Below are 23,799 nucleotides of genomic sequence, written 5' to 3' on the forward strand. Positions count from 1 at the left end.
TACGCCCGCCGTTTCGTTAGGTCAACTAAATAAACACCTCCCGGCCCGTCGCCTTCAACCTCCTTTCCGTCCCTGGAACCGGTGGACCGCACATCCACCGTCGTCGCATACTGTGCAGCGGCGGGTCTGCCCGTCCCGCAACCGCCCGGATCTGCGGACGACGCCGCGTCAAGGAGGCCGGCCGACTGCGCCGGATACTTGCGGTCCCGGCTCACCCCCTGTTAGGCCTGATACACAAGGGCAGGCCGGACCACCTGTCGAGGAGTGCCCGCACCCGGGCCACGGAAGAGGACGTTCGCCATGACGCGCAAGGAACCCCGTGTAGAAGAAGTCGACGAGAGCGAGCTGCGGGTCGAGAAGCGGCCGAAGGAGTGGGCGGCCGGCATTCCCGGCGTCTACCACTCCATGAAGCCCGCACTGGAGCACATGGGCGTGGAGCGCACCCTGAAGACCGTCCTCAAGATGAACCACAAGGACGGGTTCGACTGCCCGAGCTGCGCCTGGCCGGACCCGCACAAGCGCAAGACCTTCGAATTCTGCGAGAACGGCGCCAAGGCCGTCACCTGGGAAGCGACGCCCGTCGTCATCTCCTCCGACTTCTGGTCCGAGCACTCCCTCAGCGACCTGCGTTCGCATTCCGACTACTGGCTGGGTATGCAGGGACGCCTCGTCGAGCCCGTCTACAAGCCGGCCGGCGAGGACCACTACCGCCCGGTCAGCTGGGACGAGGCCTTCGAGATCGTCGGGAACAAGCTGAAGAGCCTCGACTCCCCCGACGAGGCGGCCTTCTACACCAGTGGCCGCACCTCGAACGAGGCGGCGTTCCTGTACCAGCTGTTCGCCCGCGCCTACGGCACCAACAACCTCCCCGACTGCTCCAACATGTGCCACGAGTCCTCCGGCTGGGCCATGGGCCAGACCATCGGCATCGGCAAGGCGACCGTCACGTTCGACGACTACGCGGACGCGGACCTCATCATCGTCATGGGGCAGAACCCGGGCACCAACCACCCGCGCATGCTGACCGAACTGGAGGCCTGCAAGCGCAGCGGCGGGCAGATCGTCGCTGTCAACCCCCTTCCCGAGGCATCGCTCAAGCGCTACAAGAACCCGCAGCTGGTCCGGGGCGTCATCGGCAAGGGCACCGAGATCGCGGACCAGTTCCTCCAGATCCGCCTCGGCGGCGACATGGCACTCCTGCAGGCCGTGTCCAAGCGCGTCTTCGAGGCCGAGGCGAAGAACCCCGGCACGGTCCTGGACCACGCCTTCCTCGAGGAGCACTGCGAGGGCCTGGACGAGCTGCGCGACTACCTGCTGACCCTCGACGAGGCCACCGTCCTCGAAGCCACGGGCCTGCGCACCGAGGAGATCGACGAGCTCGCCGCCCGGTACATCGCCGCCGACAAGGTGATCATCACCTGGGCCATGGGCATCACCCAGCAGAAGAAGGGTGTCGCCACCATCAAGGAGATGATCAACCTCCTGCTGCTGCGCGGCAACATGGGCAAGCCGGGTGCGGGCGCCTCCCCCATCCGCGGCCACAGCAACGTGCAGGGCGACCGCACCATGGGCATCTGGGAGCAGATGCCGCCGGTGTTCATGGACGCGCTCGGCAAGGAGTTCGGCTTCGAGCCGCCCCGGGAACACGGCGCCGACGCCGTGGAGTCGATCCGGCGCATGCGCGACGGCAAGGTCAAGGTGCTCGTGGCGCTCGGCGGGAACCTCGTCGCGGCCATCTCGGACACGCAGGTGGCCGAGAAGGCGTTCGAGAACACCGACATGACCGTGCAGATCTCGATCAAGCTCAACCGCTCGCACCTCGTCACGGGCAAGGAGGCGCTGATCCTGCCGTGCAGGGGCCGCACCGAGATCGACCGCCAGGCCACGGGCGTCCAGTTCGTCTCGGTCGAGGACACCGTGTGCGCGGTGCACCCCTCCTGGGGCAGCGTGGAGCCCGTCTCGGAGAACCTGCTCTCCGAGCCCGCCATCATCAGTCGTCTCGCCCGCGCGACGATCGACGGGAAGATCGACGCCGACTGGGAGGGCTTCGAGAAGGACTACGACCTCATCCGCGAGCACATCGCGCACGTGGTCGAGGGCTGCGAGGACTACAACCGGAAGATCCGGCAGGACGGCGGCTTCATCCTGGCGAACGGTCCGCGCGACTCGCGCACGTTCAACACCCCCACGGGCAAGGCCGTCCTCACCGTCAACGACCTCGAGTATCTCGAGCGCCCCGAGGGGACGCTGATCCTGCAGTCCCTGCGCGCACACGACCAATGGAACACCACCATCTACGGCAACAACGACCGCTACCGCGGCATCAAGAAGGGCCGGCACGTGGTGTTCATCAATCCCGAGGACATCGCCGAACTCGGCCTCAAGGACGGCCAGAACGTGGACATCCACGGCGTGTACGACGACGGCGTGCAGCGCGTGCTCCGCGCCTACCGCGTCGTCTCGTACCCGACCGCCCGCGGCTGCGCGGCGTCGTACTATCCCGAGGCGAACGTGCTGGTGCCCCTCGAGGAGGTGGCACAGGGCAGCAACACCCCCACGTCGAAGCAGATCATCGTCCGGTTCGAGCCGAGCACGCACAGGGCGCCGTCGAAACACGACGCCGAGGCGACGGCCCAGGTGCCCGACGCCGAACCGGACGGCTTCCCGGTCGCCGGAACGGGAGTGCCCGTGAAGGAGGCGGAGGCCGCGAACGCCTAGAGCCCGACGGGACGGCTCCCCGCCAGTAGACTGCTCCGGTCAGCGACCAGGAGGGACGGGCCGGATGGATCAGGAACGGGAGCAGCAGCACGACGAGCAGCGTCGCGTCATCCGCGTCCTCGTCGTCGCGCAGGTCCTGGGCGGCGTGGGCGCCGGGGCGACGCTGTCCCTCGGGGCGCTGCTCGCCGCGGAGACCTCGGGGTCCAGCGCCTGGTCCGGGATGGCGTCCACCATGGCAACGCTCGGTGCCGCGGCCGCAGCCGTGCCCCTCGCATCCCTCGCCCAGCGCAGGGGGCGCCGCGTGTCCCTCTCGACGGGCGCCGTCGTCGCCGGTGCCGGTGCGCTGCTCGCCATCACGGCGGCGTCGCTCTCCCTGTTCCCGCTGCTGCTCGTGGCACTCGTGCTCCTCGGTTCCGGGTCCGCCACGGGACTGCAGGCCCGCTTCGCCGCCACCGACCTCGCGACCGACGCGACGCGCGGCCGCAGCCTCGCCGTCGTGGTGTGGTCCACGACCATCGGAGCCGTCCTCGGGCCGAACCTCTTCGAACCCGGGGAGGCCGTGGCGGGCGTCCTGGGCATACCCCCGCTCAGTGGGGGCTTCGTCTTCTCCGCCGCGGCGCAGGCCGCGGCGGCCGCCGTCTACTCGCTGGGGCTGCGCCCGGATCCACTCCTGACCGCGCTGCGCCGCCAGGCCGCCGACCGCCCGGCGGGGAGCGCACCCCCGGGGCGACGGCGGGGGCTCGGTGTCCTCGCCCGGAACCCCGCCGCGCGGTATGCGGTTATCAGCATCGCCGTGAGCCACGCAGCCATGGTCTCCCTCATGTCCATGACGCCGGTGCACCTGCACGACCACGGCGCCGGGCTGACGGTCGTGGGACTGACCATCAGCCTCCACGTGGCCGGGATGTACGCCCTCTCGCCGGTCTTCGGCTGGATCGCCGACCGGGCCGGGCACACCCGCGGCATCCTCTGCGGCCAGGTCCTGCTGCTCGCAGCGCTGCTGACCGCGTGGCAGGGCTCCGGCTCCGAGGCGTGGGTGACCGCGAGCCTGGTGCTGCTCGGCCTCGGCTGGTCCGCCTGTGTCGTCTCTGCGTCGGCACTCCTCGCAGGTGCCGTCGATATCACCGAGCGCGCGCCGGTGCAGGGCTCGTCGGACCTCGTCATGAACCTCGCAGGCGCCCTGGGCGGCGCCCTCGCCGGGCCGGCGCTCGTCCTGCTGGGCTACGCGGGCCTCGGCCTGGCAGCGGCCGTCCCGGTCGTCGTCGTGCTGGGGTGGACCCTCACGCGCGCGGCAGGCCGGGACCGGACCACGGTCCCGGCCTGACCGCTCGAGGCTACTGGGCGCTGCCCGTCCAGCCCTGCTCCTCGCGGGTCTCCTCGTCCTTCCGGAGAACGGTCGTCACGGTGTTCGCGGCCTTCTCCACCGCGGCGCTCGCCTCGTCCCGGTTGCGCGTGGTCACGGTGCCGGCGGCATAGCCCACGAGGAAGGCGCTGATGGCCCCGGCGGAGGGCGACACGTGCTGTGAGGACCGCTCGGCCAGCTCGACGATCCGCGGATGGTCCACCTCGAGATCGAGGATCTGCAGGGCCTGGGTCAGGGTCCGGCTCCACTCGCTGAGGGTGCGCTCTTCTTCGTCGGGCGTTGCCATGGTGTCTCCTCGCGTCGGTGCGGTGCCTGGCTGCCGGCCTCCGCCGACAGTGCTCCTCCAAGCTTTAGCACCGGCACGGCAGTCCATCAAGGCACAGCTCGTTGCGGTGTGCCTTGACTTCGTCCGTCTCCGGGGATGTAATTCCCTCATCGTTCGGTGACACGATTCACCAACCGCATCGCCGATTCCCGGCAGGACCACCTCGACGGAGAGGAACCGTTCAGCATGACACCCCCCACAGCCAGGACCGGGCGAACCCGCCTGGCAGCAGTGCTCGGAGCCACGATGCTCCTGGCCACCGGCGCAGGAGCAACGGCCATCGCAGCTCCCCCGCTCGATCCCGCGGGAACGACGCCGGTCGCCACGAAGAGAGCCTTTCCGACCTCCACTCCGGACTTCGGGCCCAATGTGACGATCTTCGATCCGAGCATGCCGGTCAGCGAGATCCAGGCGGCGGTCGACGCCGTCAACGCCCGGCAGATCGACAACGAGATGGGCACCGAACGGGAGGCGCTCCTGTTCCTGCCCGGCACGTACGGCACCGACGCCGAACCGCTGCAGTTCAAGGTCGGCTACTACACCGAGGTGGCCGGCCTCGGGGCATCGCCCTCCGATGTGACCATCAACGGCAAGATCGAGGTCTACAACCGCTGCCTCGAGGACGACGGCACCACCAACTGCATAGCGCTCAACAACTTCTGGCGGACGCTCTCCAACCTGACCCTCGAGGTCAACGGCGCCGGCCAGGACGGCTGCCGGGCCACGGCCAACTTCTGGGCCGTCTCCCAGGCGGTCTCCCTCCGCCGGGTGGACGTCACCGGCGGCACCCTCTCGCTGATGGACTACTGCACCGCCGGTCCCCAGTTCGCGAGCGGCGGCTACCTCGCCGATTCGAAGGCCGGCGACATCGTCAACGGCTCCCAGCAGCAGTGGTTGACGCGCAACAGCGAGATCGGCAGCTGGTCCAACGGCGTCTGGAACCAGGTCTTCGCCGGCACCGAGGGCGCCCCCTCCGACGAGGGCTTCCCCACTCCCCCGTACACCACCGTCGACCGGACGCCGGTCAGTCGCGAGAAGCCGTACCTGTTCGCGGACGGCTCCGGCTCGTACAGCGTCCGCGTACCCGCCGCCCAGCTGGACTCCCGCGGCATCTCGTGGAAGGACGGCCTGACGCCGGGACGCACCATCGCGTTGTCCGACTTCTTCGTCGCCCGTCCGGGCGACCCTGTGCAGGCGATCAACAACGCCCTGGCCCGCGGCAGGCATCTCCTCCTCACCCCCGGCGTCTACGACATCGCGCAGACCATCGCGGTCAAGCGGGCGGACACCGTGGTCCTCGGGCTCGGCCACGCCACCCTGACCGCCGTGGACGGCGCGACGCCTCTCCGGGTCGCGGACGTGCCCGGCGTCGTCATCGCCGGTGTCACGATCGACGGCGGCACCGTCAACTCCCCCGTCCTGCTGCAGGTCGGGACGAAGAACGGCAACAACGGCGCGAAGCACAGCGACCCCGCCAACCCGACGACGCTGAGCGATGTGTACTTCCGCATCGGCGGCCCGCACGTCGGCAAGGCGGATGTGAGCCTCGAGATCAACAGCGACGACGTGCTGATCGACCACACCTGGGTGTGGCGCGCCGACCACGGCAACGAGGGATCCTTCGGCTGGGACGTCAGCACGGGACGCAACGGCGTGATCGTGAACGGCGACGACGTCACGGCCACGGGCCTGTTCGTGGAGCACTACCAGGAGTACAACGTCATCTGGAACGGCGAGAACGGCCGCACGGTCTTCTTCCAGAACGAACTCCCCTACGATCCGCCCAACCAGGCCGCCTGGCAGCACGACGGCGTCCTCGGCTGGGCCGGCTACAAGGTGGCCGACGACGTGAAGCACCACTCCCTGGCGGGCGGCGGTTCGTACATCTTCACCAACGTTGATCCGACCATCCACGCCACGCGTGGCTTCGAGGTGCCGGACACCCCCGGAGTGGTGCTCGACCACGTCCTGACCGTCAACCTCGGTGCAGGGACGATCGACCACGTGGTGAACGACACCGGCGCACCCGTGAGCAACGCGAACACGGGGACGCCGAGCTACGTGGAGCGCTACCCGTAGGGAGGCATTCCTGCGGGCGCGCGACCGCACGGTCCACAGGAAGGGCCGGAGCATTGCTCCGGCCCTTCCTGCGTGCTGTGTCCGTACGCCTGTGCCTGGGCTCTGGACCGCGCTGCCGTCGCGGTGTACGCGGGCGGGCTTGCCGACCTGCGTGGCACCGGTACCTCCGACGGCAGTGTCAGGCGGACTCCCGCTCCACGAGGTGCAGTCCGTGACCGGGATGCCCGGGCTTCTCCTCCGAGCCGTCGAGATCGGCCAACACGAGGGCCGCCAAGTATCGCGCCTGGACCTCGATGGACTGCGAGACCGTCGTGAGCGGAGGCGCCGCGAGGCGTGCAGCCGGGACGTCGTCGACACCCACCACCGCACAGTCGCCGGGACAGGCCAGTCCCTCTGCCCGCAGACCCGCGAGGACCGCGAGCGCGACGTCGTCGTTGTAGGCCGCGACCGCCGTGACGCCCTGCTCCCGCCAGGCCCGGACGGCGGTGACGGCAGCGGGCACGTCGAGGGCGACCGGCAGCACGTGCGGGTCCGGGAGTCCCAGTTCCGAGCAGGCGCGCTGCACACCGAGGAGGCGGTCGCGGGCGAAGACCTCGAGCCGGGGATCCGCAGGCCAGGCGTAGCCGATCCGTGCGCCCTGTCGTTCCGCGAGCCGCCGGACCTGCAGCGCGCCGATCTCCAGCTGGCTCCGGGACGGCAGGTCCGGTTGGGGCTGGTGCTCCTCGCCGAGGGTCCCGAGCACCTGGATGCCGGCCTGGCGCATGGCGAGGAGGTCGTCCTCGGCGAACGGCGCGAAGCCGATCACCGCACGCGGCGTCACCGCCCGCCAGAGATCGGTGAGGGGGCGGGATCCCCGGCCGTGGTGCACGAGGACCGACAGCCCGCGGCCCGAGAGTCCGGCGGCGAGTTCGTCGAGCAGGGTCTCGATCACCGGGCCGACGGGCCAGTCCGGCAGGAGGCACAGCACCAGGTCGCTGCGACCGGTGCGCAGCGCCCGGGCCGCCGCCGACGGGGCGTACCCGAGGCGGATCGCGGTCTCCCGTACGCGGCGGCGGGTCTCGGCCGAGATGTTGACGCCGTCCCGCCCGGTCAGGACGTAGCTGACGGTGGTGCGCGACACCCCGCTCTCGCGGGCGACGTCAGCGCTCGTGATCCCTGCCACCGCTCCCCCTCATCACCTGCGTGTCCTGCCTGTCAGTGTAGGTGCGGGCGGTCGGGCTCCGTCGGGGGACCGGCAGGACGCCGGCTGCCCCACCGGAGCGCACGGCGCTCGGGGTTCTGCCGTACCACCGGCGGACACACCGCGTGAGGGCCGACTGCTCGGACAGCCCGACCAGCCCGGCGACCTGCTGCAGCGGCAGGTCCGTGCGCGTCAGGAGGCGGAGCGCGGAGTCCCGCCGGACGTCGTCGAGCAGCGCCCCGAAGGAGGTGCCTTCGGCAGCCAGCCTGCGCTGGAGTGTCCGTGCATGCATCCCCAGGAGCCTGGCCGCGGAATCGATCCCGGCCGGCGAGGTGCCCAGCATGCGGTCGATGGCGTTGCGGACCTGCGGTGCCACGACGCGCCCCGGCTCGGGGAAGTGGGTGCGGAGGTAGTCCAGGGCGATCTCGCGGAGTGTCCCGTCGACGCCTGCGAGCGGCCGGTCGAGCAGGCTCCGCGGGACACGCAACAGCGACGCGGGCTGCCCGAATCGCACCTCGGCGCCGAAGAACTCGGCATAGCGCGCCGCGGACGCCTTCGGCAGGTGCGAGAGGTGCACGGAGTGGAGCCCGTACGGGCCGTCCAGCAGGAAGCGGATCATGCGGTGGGCGAAGGCGAGGATGGCGTCGGTGGCTTGCCGGGGCAGTGACCCTTCCGAGGACCCGTAGCAGAGGCCCACATCACCGGGGCGCCCCTCCGGGTCGGGCACGATCGTGAAGCGCAGCACGGGACTGTGCAGGAAGAGGAACTGGGATGCGCACTCCAGCGCAGCCCCGACGGTCGGGGAATTCTGGACGGCGACGGCGAGCGGTCCGAGGATGTTGATGTCCTGGTACTCGGAGATGCGCAGTCCGAGGTCCGGGCAGGGCAGCTCACGCGCCGCACCCTCGAGGAGCTTCGCCATCGCGACGTCGGGCACGAGGACGTCGTCGCTGTCGAGCGCCGCGAGCGGCACGCGGTACCTGCCCGCGAGCGCCTCGGCGTCGCCCCCGGACTGCTCCACGACCGCGCGGAAGCCGCGCATGCCGGCGGATCGGATGACGGAGCCCATGTCGTTTAAGGGTAAAGAGGTGTCGTGTGAAGTCAAGCGATCGCGCGTCGACCCCGGAAATAATGGACCTATGGAAACCCCCCTCGAACATCTCGACGTCGTCGTCGTGGGCGCCGGACTCTCGGGTGTCGGCGCCGCCTACCGCATCTCCACCGAGCTTCCGGGCAAGACCTTCGCCGTGCTGGAGGCCCGCAGTGCCATCGGCGGCACCTGGGACCTTTTCCGGTACCCCGGCGTCCGCTCCGACAGCGACATGTTCACCCTCGGCTACCCCTTCCGCCCGTGGACCGAGGCCAAGGCCATCGCCGACGGCTCGTCGATCCTCCGGTACATCCGCGACACCGCGGAGGACCCGCGGATCCGCGAACGCATCCGGTTCCGCACCAGACTCGTCAGCGCGGCGTGGTCCTCCCGGGACGCCCGGTGGACCCTCGAACTCGAGGTCATGGACGACGACGGCGGCACGGAGCGCAGGCAGCTCACGTGCGGGTTCCTCTACCTGTGCAGCGGCTACTACAACTACGAGCACGGGCACGAGCCGGCCTTCCCCGGCCTCGAATCGTTCGAGGGCGAGGTGGTCCGCCCCCAGTTCTGGCCCGAGGACCTGGACTACGCGGACAAGCGCGTCGTCGTGATCGGCAGCGGCGCCACCGCCGTCACCCTCGTCTCGTCGATGGCAGACGACGCCGCGCACGTGACGATGCTCCAACGCTCCCCCACCTACATCACGGCCGTGCCGAGCCGTGACAGGTTCTCCGACGCAGCGCGCCGCCATCTGCCCGCGGGGCTCGCCCACCACGTGGCCCGCGCCAAGAACGTCCTGTTCACGCAGGCCTTCTACCAGCTGTGCCGCCGCCGCCCGGAACTGGCCAAGAAACTCATCCGTACCCAGACGGAGCGCATCCTCGGCGACGAGAGAACCGTGCAGGAGAACTTCACCCCGGCCTACAACCCGTGGGACCAGCGCCTCTGCGTCGCGCCGAGTGCGGACTTCTTCCGATCCCTGAAGTCCGGGAAGGCCTCCGTGGTCACGGACACGATCGACGCCTTCACCCCGCACGGCATCCGGCTCGCGTCCGGGCAGGAACTCGAGGCCGACGTCGTCGTGACCGCCACCGGGCTGTCGATGCTGCCCCTCGGCGGGGCCACCTTCACCGTCGACGGGAACCCCGTGGACCTCGGCGACTCCTGGGTCTACCGCGGGCTCATGGTGAGCGGGGTCCCGAACCTCGCCCTCTGCGTGGGGTACACCAATGCTTCGTGGACGCTCCGCGCGGACCTCAGCTCGCGCTATGTCTGCCGCCTCATCAAATATCTGGACCGCCGCGGCCACCGGTACGGTGCGCCCGTCACCGACGGCGCGATGACGGCACGGCCGATCCTCGACCTCACCTCCGGATACGTGCAGCGCGCGGTCTCGGCCTTCCCCAAGCAGGGCGACCGGCAGCCGTGGACCATGCGCCAGAACTACCTGCTCGACGCGCCGACCGCACTGCACGGCAATCTCGCGAAGAACATGGTCTTCGATGCTCCCGCACCGCCCGCCGCCCCCGCACCCGAGCTACAGGAGATCCACGCATGAGCCTTCGCCCGTTCCGGTTCGCCGGTGCCACCGCCGTCGTCACCGGGGCCGCCGGCGGGATGGGCGAGCACCTTGCCCGCGGTCTCGCCGAGCGCGGGAGCACCCTGCTCCTCGTCGATCGCGATGCGGCACGGCTCGACGCCGTCGTCTCGTCCCTCCGCGCCACCTACCCGGGCATCCGGGTGACGCCCTTCGTCGCGGACCTCTCCGACCGCGCCGCCGTCGGGGGCCTCGCGGCCGACCTCCTCGCCGCGACCGACGCCGTGGACCTGCTGGTCAACAACGCGGGGGTGGCACTCGCCGGGCGTTTCGACCAGATCAGCATCGCGGACTTCGAATGGGTCATGGCCGTCAACTTCACCGCGCCGGTCCTGCTCACCCACCACCTGCTGCCGAGGATCAGCCCGGGCGGCCACATCGTCAACGTCTCGAGCCTGTTCGGCCTCGTGGGACCGAAGGGACAGACCGCCTACTCGTCCAGCAAGTTCGCGCTGCGCGGCTTCACGGAGGCCCTGCGCAACGAGCTCCTGCCGCGCGGCATCGGCACCACGACCGTGCACCCCGGCGGCATCCGGACGGACATCGCACGCAACGCCCGGATCGGCGGGAACCTCGACGAGGCCGAGGTGAAGGCTGCCCGGAACGACTTCGACAAGCTCCTCACCTTCCCCGCGGAACGGGCCGCCGAGCTCATGCTCGAGGCCGTGAAGACCCGCAGGCCCCGCCTGCTGATCGGGTTGAGCGCCAAGGTGCCCGACGTCGTCGCCCGGGTGGCGCCGATGTCCTTCGGCATGCTCGAGCGGCGCGCCTCGCAGCTCGTCCGCCTCGCCCGGACGGTCCGCCGGTGAGCGGGGCACGGGCCGGTCACGCGTCCGGACCGGCGGAATCCCGGCACGACGGCGGCTACCTGCGGGTGGACGGGATCCGCGTCCGCTTCCGGGACGAAGGCGCCCGGGAGAAGCCTCCGGTCCTCCTGCTGCACGGCATCGGCCGCAGCCTCGAGGACTGGGAGGGGCTGTACGGCCGGCTCGCGCCGGACCACCGTATGATCAGCGTGGACCTGCCGGGCTTCGGGCTGTCCGAGCGCACCCGGGGGCGGTACTCGATGGAATCGATGGCGCGGTTCGTGCTCGCCGCGCTCGACACCCTGGGTGAGCACCGGCCTCTGCACCTGGTCGGCAACTCCCTCGGCGGGGCGGTCGCCATGAAGGTCAGCGCACTGGCGCCGCAGCGCGTCCGGAGCCTCGTGCTCGTGAACAGCGCCGGCTTCGGCAGGGAGGTCACGCTCGCACTGCGCATCCTCGCCATCACACCGGTGGGCCGCAGGCTCATGAAGGACAAGTCCCGCAAGGCCGCGTACCGCACCGAACGCGCCCTGTTCTACGACAGGAGGTTCGTGACCGAGGAACGCCTCGACCACGCGCAGGCCGTCGGCGCGAACCCCGGCCACGACGACGTCCTGCTCGCCGTCGCCCGCCACCTGGGCGCCGCCCGCGGAGTACGCCGGCGCTGGCGGACCCGGCTGCTCCGCACCGTCGCAGCGCAGCGGAAACCGACGCTCGTGGTCTGGGGCGACGAGGACCGCGTCCTGCCGGCGTCGCACCTGGAGCACGCGCGCACGGTGTTCCCCCACGCGGAGTTCCACCTCTTCGAGAAGTGCGGGCACATGCCGCAGATCGAGCGGGAAGAGGAATTCGACGCCCTCGTGCGGCGGTTCATCCGAGGCGTGGAGGACTAGTCCAGCCGCTCCCCCTCCCCTTACCTCCGCGCAGGGTCCGTGATGAGATGGACCATGACGCGCGTGATCTACTACACGGCCTCGACCATCACCGGCTTCATCGCCGACGAGCACAACTCCCTGGACTGGCTCTTCGCCGTCGAGCCGCCCCCGCCGGGCTCCTACGAGCGATTCCTCGGCACCGTCGGGGTGCTGGTGCAGGGCTCGACGACGTACGAGTGGGTCCTCGCCTTCGAGGGGCTCCTCGACGATCCCGGCAGGTGGGGCACACTGTACGGCGAGCGTCCCACCTTCGTCTTCAGCACCAGGGACCTGCCGATCCCGGCGGGCGCGGACGTGCGGCTCGTCGCCGGTGACGTCCGCGCCGTCGTCGACCGGGTGAGGGAGGCCGCTGGTGGAAAGGACATCTGGATCGTCGGCGGCGGCGACCTCGCCGGCCAGTTCCTCACCGCCGGACTGCTCGACGAGATCCAGGTGGCCGTGGCACCTGTCGCGCTGCCGGGAGGCGCACCGGTGCTGCCCCTGCGCGTGGAATCGGACCGCCTCACGCTGCGGTCCGTCGAGCAGCAGGGGCAGTTCGCGTTCCTGACCTACGACGTCCGCCCCGGACCGCAGTAGGGCGGGGAGCCCCGTTCAGGACGCCCGCTCGGACGCGGCACCGCAGGTTCGGTTCCTCCCACTGGTCGGAGCCGATGAGTGGGCATACCGTTTCCTGCCCACTGATCGAGGCCGATCAGTGGGCGGGAGACCGGCGCGGCACGCCCCGATCAGCGGTCGGCGGCCACCGACGGGACGTAGGCCCTGTGCCACCGGCCGAGTTCGGCGAAGAACGCGGCACGGGCCGGCTCGGGCGAGAGCGCGAGGTCATGGATGCCACCCGCGATTCGCACCAGGGTGACGAGCCGACCGAGCTTGGGGGCACGCCCCGCGATGTGGGCGACATCGAGCACCACGTCGGTCGACGAGATGCGGTCGGGCTCCGTCGTGGGGTTCGAGGTCGCGTCGGAACAGGCGACGAGGACGGGGCAGTCGATCGCGAGCCCGCGGTTGAGCTCTGCATGGCCGCGACGGACGGCACGCAGCCAGCCCGCGACGACGGGGAAGCCGCCGTGCGGCTTCCACGCCAGGTCGTACTCCCAGGCCCCGCCGGTCTCCCGGTGCAGGTACCGGCCGTACGCGGAGCCGACCTTCCCGACCACGACGCGCGGCCGCAGCGTACCGATCCGGTGGACCGCCGCGGTTCCGAAGGTGCGCTGGAAGAGGCTCGCGTTGAGGTCGAACCACGGGCTGTTGAGGGCCAGCGCGTCGACGATCCCTCGACCGCGCCGCCGGTGGGCCCACAGGGACGTGACCAGCCCACCGGTCGAGTGCGCCATGACCACGAGGACGTCGTGGCCCTCGTCCTCCCGGATGATGCGCGCCGCCTCGTCGAGCTCCTCGTCGTAGTCCTCGAGAGCCGGAATGTAGTTCGGGGTCTGGTGCGCGCGGAGGGACCGTCCGTACTTCCGCAGGTCCAGCGCGTAGAAGTCGAAACCGGCGTCCCGCCAGGCGTCGGCGAGGTCCGTCTGGAAGAAGTAGTCCACGAAGCCGTGGACGTAGAGGACGGCCCGCCGAGATCCGCCGGGCACACGGCTGCGGACGAGCGTCGCGACGACCTCCCCCTCGTCGTCGGGCCGCAGCGGCAGCGTCCGCACCTGGTAGCCGGGCCCCAGGACGTCCTCGCGGTACTCGTCCTGGTGCTGTGTCGTCGTCACTGGCGGTCCTTCCTGCCTTCTCCGGGTGAACGGGACCTTTCCTGGCCGGCCCCGGGGCGATCCGCGACGTTCATCCGCCGTCGGATCCCCGTTCCCAGTGTGTCATCGGTCACCGATATGCTGTCGCCACCGCACACCAACAGGAGCTGATTCACCGTGTCACACAGCCTCACCCGGGGGCACCGTCGCGCACTCACGGCCATCGCCGTCGGCTGCGCCGCCGCCCTCACCCTCGCACCCGCAGCGACCGCCGCACCCGGCGGGAGCAAGGGCCCGCAGGACAAGCCGGTCTCGATCACCGTTCTGGGTACCAGCGACCTCCACGGCTACATCGAGAACTGGGACTACTTCAAGAACGCGGAGTACGACGACGCCGCCGGGAACGACGTCGGACTCGCGAAGATCTCCACCCTCGTGAACCAGGTCCGCGCCGACCGCGGCGAGGAGTCGACGCTGCTGATCGACAACGGCGACACCATCCAGGGCACGTCGCTCACGGACTACTACGCCAACACCGACCCCGTGGACGAGACCGGCGAGCTGCACCCCATGGCCGCCGCGATGAACGCCATGGGCTACGACTCCACCACCCTCGGCAACCACGAGTTCAACTACGGACTGCCCCTCCTGCGGACCTACGAGGACCAGCTCGATTTCCCGCTGCTCGGCGCCAACGTCAAGGACGCGACCACGGGTGAGGACGCCTTCACGCCCTACGTCATCAAGACGATCAAGCTCGCGGGCCAGAAGCCCATCCGGGTGGGCATCCTCGGGCTGACCACGCCCGGCAGCGCCATCTGGGACAGGAACAACGTCGAGGGGGACCTCGAGTTCCTCGACATGGTGGAGCAGGCCCGGAAGTACGTTCCGGAGATGAAGTCCGCGGGAGCGGACGTCGTCGTCGTCAGCTCCCACTCCGGCCCGTCGGGCACGTCCTCCTACGGGGGCGGGCTGCCGGTCGAGAACGCCTCGACGCTGATCGCCGAACAGGTGCCCGGTATCGACGCCATCCTCGCGGGCCACGAGCACCAGGAGATCCCCGAGCGGTTCGTCACCAACCGGCAGACCGGTGAGCAGGTGCTGCTCACCGAGCCGAAGAACTGGGGCATGCGCCTGTCCGTCCTGGACTTCGAGCTGACGAAGGTGCGCGGCCAGTGGGACGTCACCTCGGCGAACTCGGAGCTGCTCGACACCAATACCGTGGAAGCGGACCCGAAGATCTCGGCCATCGCCGCAGAACAGCACCAGCGCGTCATCGACTACGTGAACACCGCGATCGGCACCGCGACCGAGACGATGTCCGCCGCCGATTCGCGCTTCCGCGACACCGCCGTCATGGACTTCGTCAACGGGGTCCAGGCCCAGGCGGTCGACAGGGCCCTGGAGGGGACCCCGAACGCCGACCTGCCGGTCCTGTCCATCGTGGCACCGTTCAACCGCGCCGCCGTGATCCCCGAGGGGCCCGTCACCATCCGTGACATGGCCGGTCTGTACGTCTTCCCGAACACGCTGTTCGGCGTCGAGATGACCGGCGCCCAGGTCAAGGACTACCTCGAGTACTCGGCGAAGTACTTCGCCCAGACCGCTCCGGGCGCCCCGGTGGACCCCGCGACGCTCACGAATGCGGCGGGCACCCCCGACTACAACTACGACATGATGTCCGGGGTGTCCTACGACATCGACATCAGCAAGCCGGTGGGCGAGCGCATCACCGACCTCAGCTACAACGGGGCACCGATCGATCCCGCTCAGCGCTTCGCCGTGGCCACGAACAACTACCGGCAGTCCGGCGGCGGCAATTTCCCGCACATCGCCACGGCACCGGTCCTGGTCAACCAGACCACGGAGATCCGCCAGCTGCTCATCGACTACCTGATCGCGCAGGGCACGATCGACCCTGCCTCCTTCTACGAGGAGAACTGGAAGCTCACCCGGAACGGCGAGCCGGTCTTCGACTAGGCAGGACCGTTCCCGCAGGAACGGCACAGGCAACAGCAGGACGCGGACCCGCCGGGTCCGCGTCCTGCTGTTCTTTCGCCCTAGATTGGAGGCATGAGCATCGAGATCTCGACGGCGACGGCCGACGACGCAGCGGCCCTGGCGGCCTGCGCAGCCATCACGTTCCCACTGGCCTGCCCACCCGATTCGCCGCCGGAGGACATCCGGCGCCACATCGAGACCCAGCTCTCCGTCGAGCGGTTCGAGGCGAACATCGACGCCCCCGGGCACACGATCCTCTGCCTCCGCGACGGCGAGGAGATCGCCGGATACAGCATGATCCTGCTGAACCAGCCGACGGACGCCGACGTGCTGTCCGCGCTGTCGATCTCACCCGTCGTGGAGCTCAGCAAGTTCTACGTCCATCCCGACCATCACGGCCGCGGATCGGCGGCGGCGCTGATGGCCGCCACCCTGGAGCTCGCCGCTGCATCCGGTCTGCCGGGCGTCTGGCTCGGCGTGAACCAGGAGAACTCCCGTGCCCTCCGGTTCTACACGAAGAACGGCTTCCGCAGGGTGGGGACCAAGCGCTTCCGTCTCGGCGATCGCTTCGAGGACGATTTCATCCTCGAGCAGGCGTTGCCCGCGCGGACGCGGACCGCCGCCTGACCGGCAGCCCGGCTCCGCCTAGCCGACGGTCAGCTCGCCCATGCGGCCCCAGCCCTCGGCTCCGATACGCTCGCTGATGATCTCCGGCGTCTCCACGAGCGCCTGCGGCATGTCCTGCATCGCCTGCGAGAAGTGGTCGCTGTTCACGTGGGCCTCCGCTGCGTCGTCCTGGAAGGCCTCGACCAGCACGAACCGGTTCGGGTCCTCGACGCTGCGCGACCAGTCGAACCACAGGTTGCCGGGTTCCTGCCGCGTCGCCTCCGTGAAGTCGCGGGTCAGGTCGATCCAGCGGTCGCTCCACTCTGGCTTCACGGTGAACTTGACGACGATGAAGATCATGGATGGTGCCTTCCTCAAGGAGATGCGCTCAGGTACTCCTCCAACCTATAAGGTCTCGCCGGAGGGCGCATTCGGCCTCCGGGGGGAGGACGGGTCGTCAGATGGCGAGGCTGGGGTGCAGCTTCTCCAGCGACCAGGATCGGTTGCGGTGGGTCGCGTGCACCGACAGGGCGGCCGCGAGCACGAAGAAGACGAGCAGCTGCGCCGCCGCGATCCACACGACGCCGAGGTCGCCACCGGCGATGAGGTGGCGCAGCCCCTCGACGGCATGCGTCATCGGCAGCAGCGGGCTGAGGAACTGGAAGAAGCCCGGCGCGGTCGCCACGGGATAGGTGCCGCCCGCCGACGTGAGCTGCAGCATCAGCAGCACGAGCGCTACGAGCCGGCCGACGCCCCCGAGGAGCGCGACGAGCGCCTGGTGGATGGCGGTGAAGACGAGCGCCGTGAGGATCGTGAAGGCCACCAGCGCCACCGGATGGGGAGAGGTCAGGCCGACGCCGGCCACCAGGATCCCGAGGAGCACGAGGGCCTGCAGTACCGCGAAGAGCGCGCCCTGCAGGTACCCCGCGGCGGACACGCGCCAGGACGCAGCCGTGGAGGCGAGTGCGCGCGGCGACACGGCCCGGAGCACCGTGTAGGTCACGATGCCGCCGACCCACAGGGCCAGCGGGATGAAGTAGGGGGCCATACCCTCTCCATAGGCGTCGACCGCGTTCGTGTGGGTGCGCCCGATCGACACCGGTGATGCGCCGACGCCGCTCAGCACCGAGCGCGCCGCGTCGTCGTGGTCCGGCACCTCCCCGGCACCCTGCTCGAGCTGCCGGGCGAGGTCCTGTGAGCCGCCGGCCAGCGTCCCGAGCCCGTCCTCGAGCGCGGTCGCGCCGTCGTACGCCTGCCCGGACCCGTCCGCCAGCGTCGAGGCTCCCCCGGCGACCTCGGCTGCCCCGCTGCTGAGCGTGGCGGCTCCCGTGGCGAGGCGGTCGGCGCCGTCCGACGCCGACACGATGCCGCTCCGGAGTGCCGGCGTGCTGCCGGAGAGCGTGGCGGTTGCTGCCTGCAGCCGCGCTGTCCCGTCCGCGAGATCGGACGCACCCTGCGAGACGTCGCCGGCACCGGTCGCGGTGTCCTCCGCCCCCACCGCGAGCGTCTGCGTTCCTGTGGCGAGGAGGGCGGCCCCGTCAGCGGCTGCGGACGCCCCGCCGGCGGCGGTCGCGGCGCCGGCGGCGAGGTCGGCGGCCGAGGTGGCGAGGTCTCCCGTGCCGGCCGCGACCTGCTCGCTGCCGGTCGCGGCGGCGTCGGCGACGGAGGCGAGGCGCTGGAGGGCTGCGAGCCGCTCGGGTTCGGGGAGGGAGCCGTAGACCGCGGCGAGCTGGACGAGCCCGTCGGCGACGGCACGGGAGCCCGTGGCAGCCTGACCCGCCCCCGCCCCGAACTGGGTGGCGCCTGCGGAGAGGGCATCGGCCCCGTTCCCGACCTGCATGACGCCGGCAGCGACATCGCCGAGACCGTCGGCCAGGCCGGCCGCGGACGTGGCGGACCGGGCAGCGCCGTCGGCCACCGCTCGCGTGCCGGCGGCGACCTGGGCGGCTCCGGACTCGAGGGCTGCCCCTCCGGCGGCCGCGGTGTCCGCACCCTCGGCCAGCTGCTGCGACTGCGGCACCAGGTCCGCCGTCGCCGTGTCGAGTTGCTGCAGGCCGCCGGCGAGGTCGGCTGCACCGGTCGAGAGGTCGGCTGCACCGCCGGCGACCTGGGTGCTCCCGGAGGACAGCTCGGCGCTGCCGTCGACGAGGCTGCCCAGTCCGACGACGAGCGCGGCCGATCCCTCGTCCGCGCCCTGTGCGCCGTCGGCGATCCTGCCGGCGCCTTCGCCGGCCTCCGTGAGGCTGCCGTGGAGCGAGGAGAAGCCGAGGTAGATGCTGTCGAGGTAGTCCTCGGTGGCGCCGGACCGCACCTGGCGCTGCAGGTTCGCGGCGACGGTGTTGCCGACCTGGCCGACGATGTAGCTGTCGGCGTCGTTGGTGGTGATGTCGAGCATCGCCTGGGCCGGGGCATCTCCGCCGATCGAGGCGAGCCGCGACGAGAAGCCGGCGGGAATCCCGAGGGTCGCCGCGTAGGTGCCGTCGTCGAGGCCCTCCCGGGCGTCGTCGGCGCTGACGGCGACCCAGGTGAAGCCGGCGTCGTCGGCGGAGGTCAGTCGTTCGACGAGATCCGCCCCCGCCGAGACGGTGGTCTCCGCGCCGTCCGGGCCGGTCGAGACGGCCGGCTGGTCCTCGTTGACCACGGCGGCCGTGAGGTTCCCGAGCTGGCCCGTGGGGTCCCAGTTGGCGGCGAGGTAGAGCCCGCCGTACAGCGCAGGGATGATCGCGATGACCAGCAGCGCGGCCCTGGACTTCAGGGTGATGCGGAAACGGGAGAGTTCCGTGCGGAGCAGGGAGAACACGGGTTACCTGATTTCGGGGGTCGTGGGTGCTGCGGAGGGCGAGGAGGCGCCGAGGACGTGGACGTGGACGGGGCGCAGGGGAAGCGCACCGAGGGGGTGCCCGGCGTCGAGGACGTCGTCCAGTTCCTGCCGGTCCTGGCAGGTGGCGACGATGGTCAGCGGCATGCCGTTCCGGTCCCGGGTGCGTTCCAGGGTCAGGAGGGCGGCCCACGCCGCACGGCGTTCGTCCGCGGTGCGGAGCTGGTCGACGTCGTCGACGACGAGGAGGTCGGGGCCGGAGACGAGGGCGAGGACGAGGCTCAGCGTGAATCGCGCCACGGGCGACGCATCGCGGACGAGTTCGGTGCGGTGCAGGCGTGCCTGGGCGAGCGGCTTCACCGCCGGGTCGTCGCCGAGCGTGTCCCCGAGCGCTGTGAGCAGGTCATTGGCTGCGGTGATGGTGCGGTCCACCCGTTGGCGTGATGCCGAGTGTTTCCACCACGGCCCGGCGAGCGTGAGTGCCTCGGCCACATGGTGCTTCACCGTGAGCGTCTCGTCGAGCGGCACCACGGTGGCGTTGCCCGTGAAGCCGACCCTCCGCCGCACGGCTCCTGCGGAGCGCGGCAGTGCGAGGCCGAGGACCGTCATCCGCCCCGAGGTGACGGGCAGCCGTCCCGCGAGCGCCAGTGCGAGGGCGCTCTTGCCGGTCCCGGAGGCGCCGGCCAGGACCGCGAGCGATCCGGCGGCGACGTGGAGGGAAACGCCCTCGAAGATGGTCCGCTGCCCGGCGCGCAGCACCAGGTCCTCGGCCTCGAGGGCCGGAGCGGGATGCGCCCGGGAGGCATCGTTCGGAGGGAGCAGGGAGAGGGTCATCGCGGTCCTTCATTTCAATACCGAGAGTATTCAATACCAATGGTATCGTAAGCGGAGGAGGACACATGACAGCATCGGGTACGGCAGCATCGAGCACGACGGCGGGCAGGCCGCGGCGTCGCCCGCGCCGCGAGGACGTCCGCGCGGGCCTGCTCGCCGCGGCCCTGGAGGTCTTCGAGGAGATCGGCTACGTGGCAGCCCGGCTCGACACCATCGCCGAACGCGCCGGGTACACGAAGGGCGCCGTCTACTCCAATTTCGGCTCCAAGCAGGAACTGTTCGCCACCCTGCTCGGCGAACGGCTGGCCGACACCGCCGCGGACGTCCTCAGTCAGCTCGATGACGTGACATCGCTGGACGAGACCGTCCTGCACACCGCCCGCTACCTCGCCCGCGGGGTCCTGCGGGAGCAGCGCTGGCACGCCCTCGTCGTCGAGTTCGCGCTGCAGGCCGGCCGCGACCCGGAGGTGGGCGCCGTCTTCCGCGAGCACCGCCGCAACCGCCGCCTGCTGCTCGCCACGACACTGGCCGAGCGGGCGGCCGCCTTCGGCGCGCCGTCGGACCCCGAGCACTACACCGTGTTCGCGACCATCCTGCTGGCCACCGTGAACGGCATGGCCGTGGAGTGCGCCGCGGACCCCGAAGCCGTCACCGAGGAGCAGATCACCGACAGCATCGCGGCCGTCCTGCACGCGGCCCTCGCGGCCTAGCATCCACCGCCGCTGCCCACGGAGCCGGTGGGGGTACCGTGGTCCCGGGCGCCGACGGAGGTACCGGCGCCGCCGGACGCGACACCCCGGCACGCGGGCCGCCCTCGGAAGCCGCACGGGAAGGACGGGCATGGACTGGGACCTACTGCTGCGCATCGCCGTCGCCGTCCTCGCCACTTATGCGGCCTTCCTCCTCTTCCTGGCCGTATACGCGCGGCGGCACCCGGAGGTCCTGTCGCCGGCCGACGTGGTGCGCCTCGGGCCCGACCTCCTGCGGCTCGTGCGGCGCCTCGCTGCGGACCCTGCCGTCCCCCGGCGGGTGCGGATCCTGCTCGTGGGCCTCGTGGTGTACCTGGTCCTGCCGATCGACCTCGTCCCCGACATCCTGCCCGTCATCGGATACGCGGACGACGTCGTCCTCGTCGCCGTCGTCCTGCGCGCCGTGGTGCGCGGCGCGGGCCCGGACGCGCTGCAGCGGCACTGGCCGGGCTCCGACGGCGGCCTCCGCCTGGTCCGCAGGCTGGCGGGCCTCAGGGATCCCGACGCGGGCGGGCCCGGCCGCAATACGGCGTAACTTAAAGGAAGGACCGGCTTTTGAACGGGCGTAATCTCCTCCGCATGCAGCACTCTCCGGGATCGATCCCCACTCTTGACCTCAGTACCGCACGTTCCGCCGATGGTTCCTTCAACCCCGGCTTCATCGAGGAACTGCGCGAAACCGCCCACACCGTCGGCTTCTTCCACGTCATCAACTACGGTGCAGCGCCCACCCAGGTGGACGACCTGTTCTCCGTCACGCGCCGGTTCTTCGACCTACCGCTCGAGGAGCGGCTGAAGATCCACAACCAGTCGTCGCCGCACTTCCGCGGGTACGCCGGCCTCGGCACCGAGATCACGCGCGGCCGGCCCGACGCCCGCGAGCAGATCGACTTCTCCCCCGAGCGCGAGGCGCTCGGCGACTACCCTGCCGACGAGCCGTACTGGCTGCTCCAGGGCCCCAACCTGTGGCCGCGCGAGGCGCTGCCCGAACTCGAGGAACAGGCCATGGCCTGGGCCGGGCTGATGTCCACCGTGGGCGCCGAGCTGCTCTCGGCCATCGCCGTCGCCCTCCACCTGCCCGAGGACTACTTCGCGGAGCCCTTCGAGCGCACTCCCGCCTGGATGGCCAAGCTCGTGCACTACGTCGGCGGCGTCGTCGAGGGCGCCGGGTCGCAGGGCGTCGGAGCCCACGCCGACTACGGCTTCGTGACGCTCCTGCTGCAGGACGAGGTGGGCGGCCTCGAGGTCCTCCCCCACAGCACGGACGAGTGGGTGCCCGTCACGCCGATCCCCGGGGCCCTCGTGGTCAACCTGGGCGAGATGCTCGAGGTGGCCACCGAGGGCTACCTCGCGGCCACCATCCACCGTGTGACCTCCCCTGCGCCCGGCGTGGACCGCTACGCCATCCCGTTCTTCTGGTCGCCTCGCCTGGACGCCGTGATCGAGCCCGTGCCCCTCACGGACGAGCTGAGGGCTGCCGCACGCGGCATCTCGGACGACCCCGAGAACCCCATGCTCTCGTCCTACGGCTCGAACGTGCTCAAGGGCCGCCTGCGCGCACACCCGGACGTCACCGAGCTCCATCACCCGGAGCTCCTCCCGAGGTAGCCGCACTCAGCAGCACACGACGGCGGCACCCGCGCGGGTGCCGCCGTCACGGGCGCCTCGATCAGGGTGCCCGGCCAGATCCTGATCGCCCCCTCGTCCGGCGGATGAACGCGCTGCGCGCTCATCGGCGACACCCGGGCATCATCCTCCTGCGGCCGGCGGCCCCCTGACGGTCCTCCTCCCGAAGAACGTCCCGTGCGTCCTACGCGGGACCGGCCACCCAGCGGATACGGATGGGTCCGCGGGCGTCGGGCTCCACCACCTCGCCCTTCTGGGTCACGTCGACCCGCCCCTCGGCAGCCAGCTCGAACGCGATGCGGCGTGCGGCAGGCATGAGGTCCCGCCACTGTCCGCCGCCGATGCTCCGGGCGGCATCCGACGGGCACAGCGTCTTGTCGCTGCCGCGCTGCTCCGCGATGCGCAGGATCTCCGCCCGCAACACCTCGTCGGCAGCACGTTCACCCATCGCCGGATCGCTTCCGCGCCGGACCGTCGGGTCGAGGCGGGTGCAGCGCATCGAGTTCCTTCAGCGCTGCGGTCCACCGTGCCCTCCTCTCCGGCTCCGACTGCTCCCACCACGGCGTCCCCCGCTCACCGAGTCCTTCCTTCGCCAGCTGCACGGTGCGTCGGGCCCGCGGCAGCGCCGCGCCGTCGTCGCCCTTCGCACTGTTACGGACCCCGGAGCGCCCGCGCCCGAGGTGGGACATGAGCCGCGCCTTCACGTCCTCGGGCAGCGAGGGATCGGTCCTGCGCCAGCGGCGTCCGCCGGAGAGGAAGAACCGTTCGTCGTCGCTCGTGCCGCTCAGATCCTTCATGGTCCGCCCGTCAGCTCGAGGACCCGGGAGGCCCGACGAGCAGGAGCACCGAGAAGACCACCGAGATGCCGACCACCGCGACCAGCAGGGCGACGAACGGGCTCCGCAGCACCCACGCCTGGACCTGCTCCAGCGGGTTCCGGGGTGCCTCCGCCCCCGGTGCGAGCCGCCAGGCGCCGGCCAGCTGCCCGCGGCGCTCGATCCACCGCTCGAAGGGGACGGTGGCGAACGGGACGATGGCCGAGGCGAGTCCCAGCAGGCCCGTCAGGACCGACCAGCGCTGGTTGATCCAGATGAAGACCGTCGTGACCACGAAGCAGAGGAACACGAAGCCGTGCACGGCTCCCGCCGGCGGCACGAGCGCCTCGGTGGTGCGGGCGACGTACTTGAAGAACATGCCCAGCAGGAGGAAGGCCCAGGTCACCGCCTCCGCGACTGCGACGGTGCGGAATAGCGTGCGGGGATTCATGGCGTGCTCCTGATCGGTGGTCGGATGGTGCCAATTCTTCCATCCCCGTATCCTTGACTGGCCCTCCCCCGGGATGCGTCGCGCGCCGAGGGGTCCTCATGGATCCGCGCGG

Annotated in this window: 22 protein-coding genes; 12 read left to right on the top strand and 10 right to left on the bottom strand. The window is 70.7% G+C overall.

Going from position 1 to position 23,799, the window contains the following annotated elements:
• Positions 1-300: 300 nt before the first annotated feature.
• Positions 301-2,718, top strand: coding sequence for an FdhF/YdeP family oxidoreductase (locus tag ACX80L_RS07350; RefSeq protein ID WP_459288717.1), 2,418 nt, complete (start codon positions 301-303; stop codon positions 2,716-2,718).
• Between the two features lie 64 nt (positions 2,719-2,782).
• Positions 2,783-4,042 carry an MFS transporter gene (locus ACX80L_RS07355; protein ID WP_459288719.1) on the top strand — a complete coding sequence of 420 codons (1,260 nt, stop codon included), beginning with the start codon at positions 2,783-2,785 and terminating at the stop codon, positions 4,040-4,042.
• Positions 4,043-4,052: 10 nt separating this feature from the next.
• Here ACX80L_RS07355 and ACX80L_RS07360 read toward each other — a convergent pair whose 3' ends face one another.
• Complete coding sequence (locus tag ACX80L_RS07360; protein ID WP_459288721.1) at positions 4,053-4,367, bottom strand: DUF6457 domain-containing protein; 315 nt, start codon at positions 4,365-4,367, stop codon at positions 4,053-4,055.
• A gap of 225 nt (positions 4,368-4,592) precedes the next feature.
• Between ACX80L_RS07360 and ACX80L_RS07365 the strand changes: the two genes are divergently transcribed.
• On the top strand, positions 4,593-6,485 hold the full coding sequence (locus tag ACX80L_RS07365) for an adenylyl cyclase (protein ID WP_459288723.1): 1,893 nt from the start codon (positions 4,593-4,595) through the stop codon (positions 6,483-6,485).
• A gap of 178 nt (positions 6,486-6,663) precedes the next feature.
• On the opposite strand, the gene ACX80L_RS07370 is transcribed toward ACX80L_RS07365, so the two are convergent.
• Positions 6,664-7,647, bottom strand: coding sequence for a LacI family DNA-binding transcriptional regulator (locus tag ACX80L_RS07370; RefSeq protein WP_459288725.1), 984 nt, complete (start codon positions 7,645-7,647; stop codon positions 6,664-6,666).
• Positions 7,625-8,734, bottom strand: a complete 1,110-nt coding sequence (locus tag ACX80L_RS07375) for an AraC family transcriptional regulator (protein WP_459288727.1) — start codon at positions 8,732-8,734, stop codon at positions 7,625-7,627. Before ACX80L_RS07375 ends, ACX80L_RS07370 begins: the two co-directional genes overlap by 23 nt.
• A 70-nt stretch (positions 8,735-8,804) precedes the next feature.
• On the opposite strand from ACX80L_RS07375, the gene ACX80L_RS07380 reads away from it, so the two are divergent.
• From ACX80L_RS07380 to ACX80L_RS07395, 4 genes are read left to right on the top strand one after another with little or no spacing between them, the layout of a single operon-like run.
• Positions 8,805-10,316, top strand: coding sequence for a flavin-containing monooxygenase (locus ACX80L_RS07380; protein WP_459288728.1), 1,512 nt, complete (start codon positions 8,805-8,807; stop codon positions 10,314-10,316).
• Entirely contained in the window at positions 10,313-11,164 is an 852-nt protein-coding gene (locus tag ACX80L_RS07385; protein ID WP_459288730.1) for an SDR family NAD(P)-dependent oxidoreductase, read from the top strand. Before ACX80L_RS07380 ends, ACX80L_RS07385 begins: the two co-directional genes overlap by 4 nt.
• Positions 11,161-12,054: an alpha/beta fold hydrolase gene (locus tag ACX80L_RS07390; protein WP_459288732.1), complete on the top strand. Its 894-nt coding sequence runs from the start codon at positions 11,161-11,163 to the stop codon at positions 12,052-12,054. The genes ACX80L_RS07385 and ACX80L_RS07390 overlap by 4 nt, the downstream gene beginning before the upstream one ends.
• A gap of 42 nt (positions 12,055-12,096) precedes the next feature.
• Complete coding sequence (locus ACX80L_RS07395; protein WP_459288734.1) at positions 12,097-12,672, top strand: dihydrofolate reductase family protein; 576 nt, start codon at positions 12,097-12,099, stop codon at positions 12,670-12,672.
• A 149-nt stretch (positions 12,673-12,821) separates the two neighbouring features.
• Here the strand turns inward: ACX80L_RS07395 and ACX80L_RS07400 are convergent, their stop codons facing one another.
• Positions 12,822-13,808: an alpha/beta hydrolase gene (locus tag ACX80L_RS07400; RefSeq protein WP_459288736.1), complete on the bottom strand. Its 987-nt coding sequence runs from the start codon at positions 13,806-13,808 to the stop codon at positions 12,822-12,824.
• Between the two features lie 156 nt (positions 13,809-13,964).
• On the opposite strand from ACX80L_RS07400, the gene ACX80L_RS07405 reads away from it, so the two are divergent.
• Both ACX80L_RS07405 and ACX80L_RS07410 read left to right on the top strand, forming a co-directional pair.
• Positions 13,965-15,767 (top strand): bifunctional metallophosphatase/5'-nucleotidase, encoded by a 1,803-nt coding sequence (locus ACX80L_RS07405; RefSeq protein WP_459288738.1) that lies wholly within the window; start codon positions 13,965-13,967, stop codon positions 15,765-15,767.
• Between the two features lie 93 nt (positions 15,768-15,860).
• Positions 15,861-16,415 carry a GNAT family N-acetyltransferase gene (locus tag ACX80L_RS07410; protein ID WP_459288740.1) on the top strand — a complete coding sequence of 185 codons (555 nt, stop codon included), beginning with the start codon at positions 15,861-15,863 and terminating at the stop codon, positions 16,413-16,415.
• An 18-nt stretch (positions 16,416-16,433) separates the two neighbouring features.
• On the opposite strand, the gene ACX80L_RS07415 is transcribed toward ACX80L_RS07410, so the two are convergent.
• From ACX80L_RS07415 to ACX80L_RS07425, 3 genes are all read right to left on the bottom strand, one after another.
• Positions 16,434-16,754, bottom strand: a complete 321-nt coding sequence (locus ACX80L_RS07415; protein WP_133082883.1) for a putative quinol monooxygenase — start codon at positions 16,752-16,754, stop codon at positions 16,434-16,436.
• A gap of 97 nt (positions 16,755-16,851) precedes the next feature.
• Entirely contained in the window at positions 16,852-19,194 is a 2,343-nt protein-coding gene (locus ACX80L_RS07420; RefSeq protein WP_459288742.1) for a YhgE/Pip family protein, read from the bottom strand.
• Between the two features lie 3 nt (positions 19,195-19,197).
• Positions 19,198-20,046 (bottom strand): ATP-binding cassette domain-containing protein, encoded by an 849-nt coding sequence (locus tag ACX80L_RS07425; protein WP_459288744.1) that lies wholly within the window; start codon positions 20,044-20,046, stop codon positions 19,198-19,200.
• A 65-nt stretch (positions 20,047-20,111) separates the two neighbouring features.
• On the opposite strand from ACX80L_RS07425, the gene ACX80L_RS07430 reads away from it, so the two are divergent.
• From ACX80L_RS07430 to ACX80L_RS07440, 3 genes are all read left to right on the top strand, one after another.
• Positions 20,112-20,756 carry a TetR family transcriptional regulator gene (locus ACX80L_RS07430; RefSeq protein WP_133082887.1) on the top strand — a complete coding sequence of 215 codons (645 nt, stop codon included), beginning with the start codon at positions 20,112-20,114 and terminating at the stop codon, positions 20,754-20,756.
• A 130-nt stretch (positions 20,757-20,886) separates the two neighbouring features.
• Positions 20,887-21,330 (top strand): DUF1232 domain-containing protein, encoded by a 444-nt coding sequence (locus tag ACX80L_RS07435; protein ID WP_459288746.1) that lies wholly within the window; start codon positions 20,887-20,889, stop codon positions 21,328-21,330.
• Positions 21,331-21,374: 44 nt separating this feature from the next.
• On the top strand, positions 21,375-22,403 hold the full coding sequence (locus ACX80L_RS07440) for an isopenicillin N synthase family dioxygenase (RefSeq protein ID WP_459288748.1): 1,029 nt from the start codon (positions 21,375-21,377) through the stop codon (positions 22,401-22,403).
• Positions 22,404-22,605: 202 nt separating this feature from the next.
• Here ACX80L_RS07440 and ACX80L_RS07445 read toward each other — a convergent pair whose 3' ends face one another.
• The 3 genes from ACX80L_RS07445 to ACX80L_RS07455 are packed head-to-tail and all read right to left on the bottom strand — an operon-like array spanning position 22,606 to position 23,687.
• Positions 22,606-22,869 carry a DUF3253 domain-containing protein gene (locus ACX80L_RS07445; protein ID WP_133082890.1) on the bottom strand — a complete coding sequence of 88 codons (264 nt, stop codon included), beginning with the start codon at positions 22,867-22,869 and terminating at the stop codon, positions 22,606-22,608.
• Positions 22,862-23,218 (bottom strand): hypothetical protein, encoded by a 357-nt coding sequence (locus tag ACX80L_RS07450; protein ID WP_133082891.1) that lies wholly within the window; start codon positions 23,216-23,218, stop codon positions 22,862-22,864. Before ACX80L_RS07450 ends, ACX80L_RS07445 begins: the two co-directional genes overlap by 8 nt.
• A gap of 10 nt (positions 23,219-23,228) precedes the next feature.
• Positions 23,229-23,687: a DUF3817 domain-containing protein gene (locus ACX80L_RS07455; RefSeq protein ID WP_459267393.1), complete on the bottom strand. Its 459-nt coding sequence runs from the start codon at positions 23,685-23,687 to the stop codon at positions 23,229-23,231.
• Positions 23,688-23,799 lie beyond the last annotated feature (112 nt).

It is taken from the genome of Arthrobacter sp. MDT1-48-3 (genome assembly GCF_054511015.1).

What these genes read in the sequence shown, in the direction of transcription:
- ACX80L_RS07410 (WP_459288740.1), top strand. Translation starts at nt 15,861, where the DNA reads ATGAGCATCGAGATCTCGACGGCGACGGCCGACGACGCAGCGGCCCTG.
- ACX80L_RS07380 (WP_459288728.1), top strand. Translation starts at nt 8,805, where the DNA reads ATGGAAACCCCCCTCGAACATCTCGACGTCGTCGTCGTGGGCGCCGGA.
- ACX80L_RS07355 (WP_459288719.1), top strand. Translation starts at nt 2,783, where the DNA reads ATGGATCAGGAACGGGAGCAGCAGCACGACGAGCAGCGTCGCGTCATC.
- ACX80L_RS07415 (WP_133082883.1), bottom strand. Translation starts at nt 16,754, where the DNA reads ATGATCTTCATCGTCGTCAAGTTCACCGTGAAGCCAGAGTGGAGCGAC.
- ACX80L_RS07360 (WP_459288721.1), bottom strand. Translation starts at nt 4,367, where the DNA reads ATGGCAACGCCCGACGAAGAAGAGCGCACCCTCAGCGAGTGGAGCCGG.
- ACX80L_RS07375 (WP_459288727.1), bottom strand. Translation starts at nt 8,734, where the DNA reads ATGGGCTCCGTCATCCGATCCGCCGGCATGCGCGGCTTCCGCGCGGTC.
- ACX80L_RS07365 (WP_459288723.1), top strand. Translation starts at nt 4,593, where the DNA reads ATGACACCCCCCACAGCCAGGACCGGGCGAACCCGCCTGGCAGCAGTG.
- ACX80L_RS07450 (WP_133082891.1), bottom strand. Translation starts at nt 23,218, where the DNA reads ATGAAGGATCTGAGCGGCACGAGCGACGACGAACGGTTCTTCCTCTCC.
- ACX80L_RS07435 (WP_459288746.1), top strand. Translation starts at nt 20,887, where the DNA reads ATGGACTGGGACCTACTGCTGCGCATCGCCGTCGCCGTCCTCGCCACT.
- ACX80L_RS07395 (WP_459288734.1), top strand. Translation starts at nt 12,097, where the DNA reads ATGAGATGGACCATGACGCGCGTGATCTACTACACGGCCTCGACCATC.
- ACX80L_RS07385 (WP_459288730.1), top strand. Translation starts at nt 10,313, where the DNA reads ATGAGCCTTCGCCCGTTCCGGTTCGCCGGTGCCACCGCCGTCGTCACC.
- ACX80L_RS07425 (WP_459288744.1), bottom strand. Translation starts at nt 20,046, where the DNA reads ATGACCCTCTCCCTGCTCCCTCCGAACGATGCCTCCCGGGCGCATCCC.
- ACX80L_RS07440 (WP_459288748.1), top strand. Translation starts at nt 21,375, where the DNA reads ATGCAGCACTCTCCGGGATCGATCCCCACTCTTGACCTCAGTACCGCA.
- ACX80L_RS07455 (WP_459267393.1), bottom strand. Translation starts at nt 23,687, where the DNA reads ATGAATCCCCGCACGCTATTCCGCACCGTCGCAGTCGCGGAGGCGGTG.
- ACX80L_RS07350 (WP_459288717.1), top strand. Translation starts at nt 301, where the DNA reads ATGACGCGCAAGGAACCCCGTGTAGAAGAAGTCGACGAGAGCGAGCTG.
- ACX80L_RS07430 (WP_133082887.1), top strand. Translation starts at nt 20,112, where the DNA reads ATGACAGCATCGGGTACGGCAGCATCGAGCACGACGGCGGGCAGGCCG.
- ACX80L_RS07445 (WP_133082890.1), bottom strand. Translation starts at nt 22,869, where the DNA reads ATGGGTGAACGTGCTGCCGACGAGGTGTTGCGGGCGGAGATCCTGCGC.